Source organism: Actinoplanes sp. NPDC049802, assembly GCF_040656595.1.
GTDB lineage: Bacteria > Actinomycetota > Actinomycetes > Mycobacteriales > Micromonosporaceae > Actinoplanes.
On record NZ_JBFAMR010000023.1, the window covers coordinates 49,446 to 61,140 of the forward strand.

General features: G+C 70.6%; 11 protein-coding genes. 6 read left to right on the top strand and 5 right to left on the bottom strand.

Translation table 11 applies throughout. The features are described 5' to 3' along the window. Positions 1-46: 46 nt before the first annotated feature. The 3 genes from AB0I88_RS18030 to AB0I88_RS18040 are packed head-to-tail and all read right to left on the bottom strand — an operon-like array spanning position 47 to position 3,286. Complete coding sequence (locus tag AB0I88_RS18030; protein ID WP_361025091.1) at positions 47-1,693, bottom strand: alpha-amylase family protein; 1,647 nt, start codon at positions 1,691-1,693, stop codon at positions 47-49. After that, the gene (locus AB0I88_RS18035; RefSeq protein ID WP_361025094.1) at positions 1,686-2,942 is read right to left on the bottom strand and encodes a hypothetical protein; all 1,257 of its coding nucleotides are present in this window, start codon (positions 2,940-2,942) and stop codon (positions 1,686-1,688) included. The genes AB0I88_RS18030 and AB0I88_RS18035 overlap by 8 nt, the downstream gene beginning before the upstream one ends. Continuing rightward, positions 2,939-3,286, bottom strand: coding sequence for a PadR family transcriptional regulator (locus AB0I88_RS18040; protein WP_361025097.1), 348 nt, complete (start codon positions 3,284-3,286; stop codon positions 2,939-2,941). The genes AB0I88_RS18035 and AB0I88_RS18040 overlap by 4 nt, the downstream gene beginning before the upstream one ends. Positions 3,287-3,416: 130 nt before the next feature. Between AB0I88_RS18040 and AB0I88_RS18045 the strand changes: the two genes are divergently transcribed. Beyond that, complete coding sequence (locus AB0I88_RS18045) at positions 3,417-4,064, top strand: DedA family protein (RefSeq protein ID WP_361025100.1); 648 nt, start codon at positions 3,417-3,419, stop codon at positions 4,062-4,064. 129 nt (positions 4,065-4,193) lie between these two features. Here the strand turns inward: AB0I88_RS18045 and AB0I88_RS18050 are convergent, their stop codons facing one another. Next, positions 4,194-5,567, bottom strand: a complete 1,374-nt coding sequence (locus AB0I88_RS18050) for a carbohydrate-binding protein (RefSeq protein ID WP_361025103.1) — start codon at positions 5,565-5,567, stop codon at positions 4,194-4,196. A 131-nt stretch (positions 5,568-5,698) separates the two neighbouring features. On the opposite strand from AB0I88_RS18050, the gene AB0I88_RS18055 reads away from it, so the two are divergent. Next, the gene (locus AB0I88_RS18055; RefSeq protein WP_361025106.1) at positions 5,699-6,871 is read left to right on the top strand and encodes a glutamate--cysteine ligase; all 1,173 of its coding nucleotides are present in this window, start codon (positions 5,699-5,701) and stop codon (positions 6,869-6,871) included. A 244-nt stretch (positions 6,872-7,115) separates the two neighbouring features. Beyond that, positions 7,116-8,405 carry a polysaccharide deacetylase family protein gene (locus tag AB0I88_RS18060; protein ID WP_361025109.1) on the top strand — a complete coding sequence of 430 codons (1,290 nt, stop codon included), beginning with the start codon at positions 7,116-7,118 and terminating at the stop codon, positions 8,403-8,405. Here AB0I88_RS18060 and AB0I88_RS18065 read toward each other — a convergent pair. After that, positions 8,383-9,213 (bottom strand): DNA-formamidopyrimidine glycosylase family protein, encoded by an 831-nt coding sequence (locus AB0I88_RS18065; protein ID WP_361025112.1) that lies wholly within the window; start codon positions 9,211-9,213, stop codon positions 8,383-8,385. The genes AB0I88_RS18060 and AB0I88_RS18065 overlap by 23 nt on opposite strands. Positions 9,214-9,304: 91 nt before the next feature. On the opposite strand from AB0I88_RS18065, the gene AB0I88_RS18070 reads away from it, so the two are divergent. The 3 genes from AB0I88_RS18070 (at position 9,305) to ddaH (ending at position 11,519) form a co-directional block, all read left to right on the top strand. Further along, a complete protein-coding gene (locus AB0I88_RS18070; protein ID WP_361025115.1) occupies positions 9,305-9,910 on the top strand; it encodes an ATP-dependent Clp protease proteolytic subunit in 606 nt (201 codons plus the stop codon). A gap of 82 nt (positions 9,911-9,992) precedes the next feature. Continuing rightward, the gene (locus AB0I88_RS18075) at positions 9,993-10,496 is read left to right on the top strand and encodes a hypothetical protein (protein ID WP_361025118.1); all 504 of its coding nucleotides are present in this window, start codon (positions 9,993-9,995) and stop codon (positions 10,494-10,496) included. Positions 10,497-10,721: 225 nt separating this feature from the next. Beyond that, positions 10,722-11,519: a dimethylargininase gene (gene ddaH / locus AB0I88_RS18080; RefSeq protein WP_361025121.1), complete on the top strand. Its 798-nt coding sequence runs from the start codon at positions 10,722-10,724 to the stop codon at positions 11,517-11,519. The last annotated feature ends 176 nt before the right edge of the window (positions 11,520-11,695 follow it).

Sequence of the window (11,695 nt, forward strand, 5' to 3'; positions counted from 1 at the left end):
GCCTCCAGCAGTGATCTCTCCTACTGACGGCCGATGCTAGACCGGGTCAGGCGGTTCTGCGCATCCGGATCCACCGGTATCCGTACCCGGCGACCTTGATCTTGTCGAGTCCGTCCGGTTCCGGATACTCCTGGTCGGCCAGGACGTCGTTCGGGAACTCGCCCTCACCGGCCAGCGTACCGAGATCGACGACCGCGTCGGCGTCGCTCAGATTGTGCACGAACAGCATCGTGCCGGTGACGTCGTCGGCCCGGTGCGCCAGCACACCGCGCGGCATCGGCACGTCGACGTGGGTGCAACTGCCGCTGCCGATCTCGGGGGCCTCACGAAGCGTCCGGATCATCCGTTCGAACCAGGACAGCAGCGACGACGAGTCGTGCCGCTGCAGGGTCACGTTGACCTTCTCGAACCCGAACTCGCCGCCGGAGATCACCGGCCGGACCAGGTCCTCCGGGTCGGCCGTGGAAAAGCCACCGTTCGGCAGCAGGGACCACTGCATCGGGGTACGGATGGCGTTGCGGCCGGGCAACGAGAGATCGTCACCCATCCCGATCTCCTCGCCGTACCGCAACACCGGGGTGCCGCGCAGGCTGAACTGCAGCGCGTACGCCAGCTCCAGCCGGCGCCGGTCGTTGCCCAGCATCGGGGCCAGGCGACGGCGGATGCCCCGCCCGTAGAGCTGCATCTCCTCGTCCGGCCCGAACTGCTCGAACACCTCGCGGCGCTGCTCGGCGGTGAGCCGGGACAGGTCGATCTCGTCGTGGTTGCGCAGGAAGGTGGCCCACTGGCCGCCGGCCGGCAGTTTCGGCGTGTCACGCAACGCGTCGATGATCGGCTCCGGGTCCCGGCGGGCCAGGGCGAGCACCAGCTTCGCGTTGAGCATGAAGTCGAACAGCATGTGGATGCGGTTGCTCGACCCGCCGTCGTCGCCGAAGAAGGCGACCAGCCCGTCGGGCTCCACATTGGCCTCGGCCAGCAGCACCGCATCGCCGCGCCGCCACTGCACGTGCTGGCGCAGCTCGCTGAGGAAACCGAAGTCCATCGGCGACGACGGATTCCCCGGCTCGGTCTCCTCGATGATGAACGGCACGGCGTCCATCCGGAAACCGGCCACCCCGAGCTGCAACCAGAACGCGCAGATCTTCTTGATCTCGGCCCGGACCTCGGGATTCTTGATGTTCAGGTCGGGCTGGAACTTGTAGAACCGGTGGTAGTACCAGAGCTTCGCCGTCCGGTCGAAGGTCCAGGTGGCCTCCTGCTCGCCGGGGAAGACCATGCCCTGGTTCCGGTCCGGCGGAGCGGTCTCGCTCCAGACGAACCAGTCACGGTACGGGGAGTCCGGCGACGATCGGGCGGACTGAAACCACGGGTGCTGGTCCGAGGTGTGGTTCACCACCAGGTCGATGATCACCTTGATCCCCCGGTTGGCGGCCTGATGCAGCAGCTCGGCGAAGTCGCCCAGGCTGCCGAACCGGGGGTCCACGTTGTAGAAGTCGGACACGTCGTACCCGTCGTCGCGGCCCGGCGACGGGTGGACCGGATTGAGCCACAGGCAGTTGACGCCGAGCCGGGCCAGGTAGTCGAGCCGTCCGATCAGACCGCGGATGTCACCGCAGCCGTCACCGTCGGAATCGGCGAAGGAGTCGATGTCGAGGCAGTAGACGACGGCCTTGGAGTACCAGCGGTCACTCATGCGCCCTTACATGTCCGTGGCCCCGGGCGGCCAAACGTTCCCGGACACCCAGAAGGAGCACCCCGCCACCGAACACCGCGAGCGGCAGCAGGAACAGCAGCGCGGCGGACAGGACGCCGCCCACGGTCGGGCCCGAGTAGCGCAACTCGGTCACCACCTGGTCCAGCGCCTGCAGGACGAACGCGATCATCAGGATGGAGGCGGACAGCACCGCGACCCGGCCCCGCACCCGGCGGCCGGCGGTCCACGCCGCGGCGGCCAGGATCAGGCCCGGCACCCAGTAGTGGACGAGGTCCCAGAACACGTCGAAGGACCGCGGATCGAACCACGGCCGCTCCTCGACGCCGAACCGGGCCGCCGTCTCGGTCGCCGCCGCGACCACCGCCGCGGCGGCGACCAGGGCCAGGCCCCGCACCCCCACGACGGCCCGCACCGGACGATCGGAGAAGGCGAACAAGCCGGTCACCACGATCGCCAGGCCCAACTGCCAGAGCAGGAACATCGGCCAGACAGGCAGCAGGATCGCCGACCACAGGATCATCACGCCGGCCTGCACCAGCACACCGGCCGCCGCGAGCCCCACCGCCGTCCGGCGCAGGCCCAGCACGGCCGCCAAAACCACCAGCGGCCAGATCACCGCGCGCGCCGCCGGGTCGGCCAGCATCAGGCCGTCGACGCCGAGGCCGCGCATCGGGTCGCCCCGTCCCCACAACCACAGGCCCGCCGCCAGCCGGCTGACCGCGGCGCCGGCCAACACCAGCGCGGCGAACAGGCCGGTGACCGCGGCGGCGTCGCGCCAGCCCGTACCCCTGTTGGTGTGGAAGACCCGGCCGAGACGGACGGTGAGGCCCGCGCGCAGCAGGTCGAACGTGTCGGCCGGGGAGGGAAAGCGGCGGCCCTCCCCGGCGCCGGACATCAGAACGCCGATCATCTCCTCCTCGTAGTCGGCGCGGTGGCCGGCCGGATAGGCCCGGAGCAGGCGGCGGTAACGGATCTCCAGCGCGTTCACGCTGAGCTGGCCGTTCGCATGCCCTCCCGGCCCTTGCTTCGCTGCGGTGCGGTCGGTCATGCCGGGCTGGCCGTTGGCATGCCCTCCCGGCCCTTGCTTCGCTGCGGTGCGGTCGGTCATGCCGGGCTGGCCGTTGGCATGCCCTCCCGGCCCTTGCTTCGCTGCGGTGCGGTCGGTCATGCCGAGCCAGCCGTTCGCATGCCCTCCCGGCCCTTGCTTCGCTGCGGTGCGGTCGGTCATGCGGGGGCACCTCCGAGCTGGTCGCGGCGCAAGCGCAGGCGGCGCTCGGCGATGGTGGCCTGGCTGCGCAGGCGGTCGGTCTCGGCGGCAAGGCTCCGCTCGCCGGCCCCGGTGAGCCGGTAGTAGCGGCGCAGCCGGGACTGCACCACCTCCTCGCGGTCGACCTCGATCAGGCCCTCGGTGCGCAGCCGGTCGAGAGCGGCGTAGAGGGTGCCGGCCCGTAGCCGCACCCGCCCGCCGGTGATGGCGGCCACATCCTCGATCACGGCGTAGCCGTGCCGGGGCTCCTCGGCCAGGGCGGTGAGCACGAGGAACGTCGGCTCCCGCATCGGACTCTCACTCATGGCGGAAGCATATACCGATTACAGGTATATACGGTGGGCGGTTCGCCAGGAGACTCTCGGGTACCTCACAGCTACCGACGGCAAGCTGGAAACGCCCGGCAGTCCCACCACCATCCTTGGAGGCGCACACATGGCCGAAGGCGATCTCGGCAACCTCGGCGGACTCACCGGCTGGGTCGCTTCGGTGATCGACTCGCTCGGGGAGATCGGTGTCGGCCTGCTCGTCGCGCTGGAGAACCTGATCCCGCCGATCCCCAGCGAACTGGTCCTCTCCATGGCCGGTTACCTGGCCGGCGAAGGCCGGGTCAACGTGATCCTGGTCTGGGTCACCGCGACCCTGGGCGCGCTGATCGGCGCGGTGGCGCTCTACTGGCTGGGCCGAGGGCTCGGCGAGGAGCGGCTGAAGCACTGGCTGGACCGGATCCCGCTGGTCGACTCGGACGATCTGAACAAGGCGGATCGCTGGTTCGAGAAGCACGAACGGGCCGCCGTGCTGTTCGGCCGCTGCGCTCCCGTGGTGCGCAGCCTGGTCTCCATCCCGGCGGGCGCCAACCGCATGCCGATGGGCCAGTTCATGCTCTACACCGCGATCGGCAGCGGGGTGTGGAACGCGCTGTTCGTCGGTGCCGGCTACGCGCTCGGGTCCCGCTGGCAGGACGTGGAGAAATACAGCCACTGGTTCGACTACGCCATCTGGGCGTTCTTCGCGGTGGCCATCGCGTCCTGGTCGGTGAAGAAGGTGCGCAAGCGGCGGCAGCGCGCCGCCACCCGCGTCTGACCGCGTCAGAGCCCGGCGGCCACGGTGACGTTCGGAGGTCGCAGCGGCCGCACCGGCCGCCGCGACCTCCCTGTTCGTTCTTCACGGGGCCCGTCCGTCACCGGGTCGCAGAGCCGCCCCGCGACGCCGTCACTTCCGGAACTGGATCCAGTTGACGTTCACGAAGTCGGCCGGCTGACCGCTGGTGAAGGTCAGGTAGACGGTGTGCGATCCGGTCACGTTCGACACGTTGCCCGGGATCGAGGTCCAGGTCTGCCAGCCGCCGGTGTTGCCGAGGGCGAAGCTGCCGATCGGCGCGTTGCTCCGGCTGTCCAGGCGCACCTCGATCAGGCCGCTCACCCCGGCGCCCGCGCCGGAGGCCACCCGGGCCACGAAGTCCTTCACCCCGCCGGTCCCGAAGTTGACGTTGTTGAACTGGAGCCAGTCACCGTTCGCGATCCAGCCGACGTCCTGGCCGCCCTCCGAACACGTCTCGACCTGCACACCGGCGGAGCCGTTGAACGACTCGGCCTCGATCCGGGCGTAGGCGTCGCGCTGCGTGCCGGTCGGTGCCGTGGTGGGACCGGTCGTCGGCGTGGTGCCGCCGCCGGACTGGTAGACCGCCACGTAGTCCACGAGCATCGGCACGCCGGACTGGGTGGCCGCGGTCGGGCCGCCGCCGAACGCCGCCGGGAACCCGCCGCCGATCGCCACGTTGAGGATCATGAAGAAGCCGTGGTGCAGGGCGTTGTTCCAGGTGGTGGCGTCGACCGCGGTGGACGTCAGGGTCCAGTAGTTGGCCCCGTCCAGGTAGAAGCGCAACTGCTCCGGCGAAACGCTGCGGTCGTACTCCACGGCGTACGTGTGGAAGTTGCCGAGACATCCGTTGCAGGCCCGCTCGCCGCTGCTCAGGCCGGTGGTCTCGTTGCACGGGCCGCCCGGGTTGGTGCCGCAGTGCAGGGCCGCGAAGACGCTCGAGCGGCCGTTGATGTTCTCCAGGATGTCGATCTCGCCGATGGACGGCCAGTTGGTCGCGCCGACCGGCCGGGCCGCCGCGCCGAGGGCCCAGAAGGCCGGCCAGTACCCGGCCGCGGCCGCGCCGGTCACGTTGGGCTGCTGGATCCGCGCCTCCATCCGCATCTTCCCGCCGGCCGGGGCCGCGAAGTCGGTGCGCTGGGTCTCGACCCGGCCGGAAGTCCATCGGCCGGCCGAATCACGGATCGGCTTGATCACCAGGTTGCCGGCGCCGTCCTGGTAGACGTTCGCGGTCGAGTCGGTCATCGTCTCGATCTCGCCGGTGCCCCAGTTGGGTGCGCCGCCGGGGTATCCGGTGCCGGTGGAGTAGAGCCAATCGGCGCGGTTGAGGCCGGTGCCGGCGGCGCCGGTGAAGTCGTCGCCGAAGACCAGGCTCATACCCGCGGGGGCGGCGGGGACGGCGGCCTCGGCCTGTGCGACGAAGGTGACGGAGGCGCCGACCGCGAGCAACGCGGCGGCCACGGCGAGTATTCGTCGGGGAGTTTTCATGGGGACGCGCCTTTCGCGGGGAATCATGACGGAGAGAGCGCTCTCTCAGATTGCACGCTTGTTTCGTGGTGTTGTCAACATGGAAGTTCACCGATCGTTTCCGGGGAGCGGGCGCCGGGTAACCGGTGGCCATGGAAACCGTCACCGAGGGGACGGCGATCTCACCCGAGCTCGCCGCCAAGGCCGAACGCGACGACCTGCTCACCCTCGGCGTCGAGGAGGAGTACCTGCTCGTCGACGGGGTCGAGCCGCGCGCCGTGGAAGCCGTCGACGAGGTCTTCGCCGAACTGCCGGACGAGCTGCGCGACGGGGTGCAGCACGAATACCACCGCAGCCAGATCGAGGTGGCCAGCCCGCCGCAGCTGCGACTGGACGCGCTCGCCGAGGCCCTGCGCCGGCTGCGCACCGCGGTGGCCGGTGCGGCCGATCGGGCCGGCGCGCGCCTGATCGCGGTCGGCACCGGGCCGGCCGCCGGGCCCAACATGCGCATCGTCGACGAGCCGCGTTACCACCGGATGCGGGAACGCTTCGGCGACCTCTCGCCGGGACAGGGCATGTGCGGCACCCACGTGCACGTCAGCATCCCCGACCCGGAGACCGGCGTGCAGGTGCTCAACCATCTGCGTCCCTGGCTGCCGGTGCTCCAGGCGGCCGCCGCCAACTCGCCGCTGTTCGCCGGCCGCGACACCGGCTACGCGAGCTGGCGGTCGATGATGTGGGAACGGTGGCCCACCGTGGGCCCCACGCCCTACCTGCGCTCGCACGAGCACTACGAAACCCTGGTCGGGGACCTGGAGCAGAGTGGCGCGATGCTCGACGAGGGGATGCTCTACTGGTACGCCCGGCTCTCCGCGAACTACCCCACAGTGGAGATCCGGATGGGCGACGTGACCCCCACCGCCGACGACGCCGTGCTGCTGGCCGCGCTGACCCGGGCCCTGGTCGCCACCCTGCTGAACGAGGTGCGCGACGGGGCGGAGGCACCGGACGTGCCGCACCCGCTGCTGATGGCGGCGCACTGGCGGGCCGCACACGACGGCCTGGAAGGGCTGAACATCGACATGGCCACCCGGGAGCCGCGCCCGGCCTGGCGACTGTTCCGGCAGCTCTTCGACTACGTCCGGCCGGAACTGGACCGGCACGGCGACCTCGCCACGGTCACCCTCCTGATGGGACGGTTGCGCGAACACGGCACCGGCGCGGCCCGGCAGCGGGCCCTGCTCGCCCGCGGTGGCTCGGTCGCCGATGTGGTGACCTGGCTCGCCGCGGCCACCCGCGGAGAGGACGCGACATCCCCGATCTGACGGATGTTGCGCTGCGCACACCCACCAGGTGAGCAGGAAATATCACCGCGTGTACTGACAAGGTGACTGATTCGGTATCGCGCTCGATCTTGCGGCACGGTAGGCATTACGGATGCCGCCGCACACCTCGCTCTCACCAGCGCCGACGTCCCGAGGGGACAGACCGGTGGGGCGGCACCGGGCGCCAGAGACCGAGCCGGCCACGGTGGCGGTTCCCGCGCCCCGGCCCACGCGGGTGCAGCCCGTGTCGGAGGCCGAGCCGGCCACGGTAGCGGTCCCCGCACCCCGGCCCACGCGGGTGCAGTCGGCGGCGGCGCCCCGGGTCGCCTTCCTGGACGCCGGGGACGGCGCACGGCACCGTGCGGGGGCGTACGAATCGTCTGGGTCGTCTCGCACGGTCACCCGCCGGTCGCGCGCCGCGGAGGCCAGGCACGCGCACAGCCGGCGCCGGTCCACGAAGGACCGGGTGTCCTCCGGCGCGCATCGCGCGCCCACCACCGTGCCGGTGGAGGACTGGGTGCGGGCCGCCAAGAACCGGCCGCAGGTGCTGCTCGGCACGCTCGTCGCCGCGGGCCTGCTGCTCACCGCCGTGCCGATCCCGCAGTCCGGCGGGGAGAGCAACAGCGTGATGACGGCGGCCGCCGAGGCGGTCGGCGTGATCAGCAGGAGCGAGAAGAAGAAGCCGGAGAAGAAGGCCGAGCCGGGGTCTGTGCAGGCGCTTCCGGCGACCACCCGGCCGTCGGTGGCGCCCTCGCCGCCGCCCACGTCCGCGCCCGCCGCTCAGCCCACCGGGAAACAGCCGGAACAGGTCGTGGTCCCGCCCGGTGACGGCCCGTTCAACTCGCTGCGTACCACCGGATCCCAGGTGGTGATGCTGAGCTTCGACGACGGGCCGGACCCGGAGCAGACCCCGAAGATCCTGGAACTGTTGGAGAAGCACCAGGTGAAGGCGGTGTTCTGCCTGGTCGGCACGCAGGCGCGGCGGCATCCGGACCTGGTACGGAAGATCGCCGAGGCCGGGCACGTGCTCTGCAACCACACGTGGAGTCACGACCTGAGCATCGGCAAGAAGAAGCCGCACCAGATTCTCGCTGATCTGGAACGGACGAACGCGGCGATCCGTGCGGCCGCGCCGGACGTCGAGATCCCCTACTTCCGGGCGCCCGGCGGCAACTTCACCGACCGGCTGGTCCGGACGGCGTACGGCGACGGCATGACCTCCCTCTACTGGGAGGTGGATCCGCGCGACTGGGAGCACCTCGAGGGCGAGACCTCCGAGCAGCACGTGAAGCGGATCATCACGCAGGTCAAGAAGGAGACCCGGCCGGGCGCGATCGTGCTGTCGCACGACTTCAACCAGCCGGACACCACGACCGCCTACGCCGAACTGCTGCCGTGGCTGGTGGAGAACTTCCAGGTCGGCGTGCCCGGCGCGGCGACCGGGCCCACCCCGGCTCCGTCCGCCCCCGAGCCCACGCCCAGCGCACCGGAGCCCACGCCGTCCGCCACCCCTAGCCCTTCCGCGACGGTGTGACCGGCGGCTGGCAGGTCGGGCACCAGTAGAGGTTGCGGCCGGCCATCGGGCCGCGGGCGATCGGGGTCCCGCACACCAGGCAGGGCTGGCCGGGACGCCGGTAGACGTAGACCTCGCCGCCGTGCCGGTCCACCCGCGGGGCGCGGCGCATCGCCTCCGGCGTGTGCTCGGTGTGCACCGTGTCGATCCGGCCGCGGGCCACGCCCTCCTTCATGAGCGCGCGCAGATCGTCCCAGATCGCCGTCCAGCGGTCCGCGTCGATCGTGACGCCGGGGGTGGCCGGTGACAGCCCGGCCCGGAACAGCACCTCGTTGGCGTAGATCAGACCGCAGCCGGCCACCACGGACTGGTCCAGGAGCAGGGCGGACAGCGGCTTGGTGCTGGCCCGGATCCGTGCGTGGGCGGCGGCCGGGTCGGCGTCGTCACGCAACGGGTCGGCGCCGAGGCGGGCCCGCAGCAGGTCGGCCGCGGACGGGTCGATCACCTCGCACGCGGTCGGGCCACGTAACTCCAGCCAATGATCGGAACCGGTCAGAACCATCCGCAGTTGGCCCACCGGCGCGGGCTCCGGCAGCTCACCGTCGGCGAACTTCCCGTACAGGCCGAGGTGGACGTGCAGGATGCGGTCGCCCTCGTAGTGGTGGAGCAGATGCTTGCCGTACGCCTCGGTGTCGAGGAGTACGCGCCCGTCGATGAGCGCCGCCCCCGGGGTGAAGCGGCCCTGTGGGCTGTGGGCCCGCACCGGTCGCCCGGCGAAGAGCTCACGGTGGCGGGTCGCGAGGCGGTGAATGGTATGTCCCTCCGGCACTCCCCAAAGGTAACCGGGCATTATGCCGTGAGCGGATTCGCCCTGAGGCGAATCGCTGGGATCCGGGCACCGAGTGGGAGAAGGTGGGTTCATGAGCATTGAGACGACCATGCGTGGTGGCGGCGCGTCCTTCGACGACCAGGTGTTCGACCGACTGCTCCGGGAGCGGATCATCTTCCTCGGCAGCGAGGTCAACGACGAGGTGACCAACCGCATCTGTGCGCAGATGCTCCTGCTCGCCTCCGAGGACTCCGAGCGGGACATCGCTCTCTACATCAACTCTCCGGGTGGGTCGATCAGCGCCGGCATGGCGGTGTACGACACGATGCAGTACATCAAGAACGACGTGGCCACCATCGCGATGGGCATGGCCGCCTCGATGGGTCAGTTCCTGCTCTGCGCGGGCACCCCCGGCAAGCGTTACGCGCTGCCCCACGCCCGCGTGATGATGCACCAGCTCTCCGGTGGCATCGGCGGCACCGCCGCGGACATCGCCATCCAGGCCGAGAGCATGTTGCACATCAAGCAGGTGATGAACGAGCGGATCGCCTTCCACACCGGGCACACCCCGGAGGAGATCGAGCGCGACTCCGACCGGGACCGCTGGTTCACCGCGACCCAGGCCAAGGAGTACGGCCTCGTCGACCACGTGATCAGCAAGGCCTCCGACGTGAACGCGGTGTCCTCCCTGGTCTGACACCGTCACCCGCGCCGTCCGTGTCAATTCCGGGCGGCGCGGGTACATAGCAACGTCAGAACCTGACAAAGGAGGTGCTGACGTGCGGATTCCTACCTTCCCGCGCCAGTCCACGGCTGATACGACGGACACCGAGCGAACGCCGGTGACCCCCCGCCGGGACGATGACGCGACCACCACGACGACCCTGCCCCCGGTCCGCTCCGAGACCGAGCGCGCCCGGACCGTCTCCGAGCCGGTCGCGGTCCCCTCGCCCGCCCCACGGGCCCGGGCCAGTTTCCTGGCCACGCTCGGCCTCATCCTCGCGGTGGTGGGCGCGCTGCTCGTGCTCTCCGGCCCCCTCATGGAGTACGGCATCGGCGTCGCCGCGCTGGCCCTGATCGTCTCGCTCGGCGGGATCCTCGGAACCCGCAAGCGGCACGTGGCCGGCAAGACCGACGCCCTGATCGGTGTCGTCCTGTCCATCGGCGCGATCGTGCTCGGGGTGCTCGCGCTGACCGGCCAGGTCTGGTGGCTGGGCACCGACACCCACACTGCGACGGAACTTCGGACGTGGCTGGACACACAGTTTGAAAACAGGATCTGACGGGTATCAATCCACCGGAACCGGGACGGCGGCGACCGTCCCGCCCCACATCCCTCCGGCGGTTCGCCGGAAGCGCCGAGGCCCCGGCATGGGTGGCGGTTCGCCGCCCCGCCGGGGCCTTTGCAATGAATCGCCGCGCGGCACCGCGATCACGCAACGATCGGCCGCGTCACGCATGGTTGATCAGGGGCGTCCGTCGGCCCCCGCCACCTACCGTTTTCTTCCATGACGTTCAAGCGCCGCTACCTGATGTGCCGGCCCACCCACTTCGCCGTCACCTATCGGATCAATCCCTGGATGGACCCGACGGCGCCGTACGACAACGCCCTGGCCATCAGCCAGTGGGAGAACCTGCGCCAGACCTTCCTCGGTCTCGGCCACACCGTCGAACTGATCGACCCGCTGCCCGGGCTGCCCGACATGGTCTTCGCCGCCAACGGTGGCACCGTCGTCGACGGCCGCGTACTGGGAGTGCAGTTCCGCGACGCCGAGCGGGCCGACGAGGCCCCGGCGTACGCCGCCTGGTTCCGGGAGCGCGGCTTCGACGTGCGCGAGCCCAAGCACACCAACGAGGGCGAGGGCGACATCCTGCTCGCCGGGGACGTGCTGCTCGCCGGGACCGGATTCCGGACCGCGCACGCCTCGCACGCCGAGACCCAGGAGTTCCTCCAGCGGCCGGTGATCACGCTCCAGCTCGTCGATCCGGCGTACTACCACCTGGACACCGCGCTCTGCGTGCTGGACGAGACCAACATCGCCTACCTGCCGCAGGCGTTCTCGCCGGGTTCGCAGTCGGTGCTCCGGCAGCTCTTCCCCGATGCGATCATCGCGACGCCGGAGGACGCCGCCGTGCTCGGGCTGAACGCGGTCAGCGACGGCGAGACCGTGGTGCTGGCCGAGCAGGCCACCCAGCTGGCCGGCGCGCTGCGTGCGGCCGGCTACCGGACCATCGGGGTCGACCTCTCCGAGCTGCGCAAAGCCGGCGGCGGACCCAAATGCTGCACGCTGGAGCTCCGCCGATGATCGACTGCACCGAGTGGCACCTGGCCGCAACTGTGGACGGCCTCGCGGACGAGGGCCGGGAGAGCATCGCAACAAGGCACAGCCGATGATCGACTGCACCGAGTGGCACCTGGCCGCAACTGTGGACGGCCTCGCGGACGAGGGCCGGGAGAGCATCGCAACAAGGCACAGCCGAT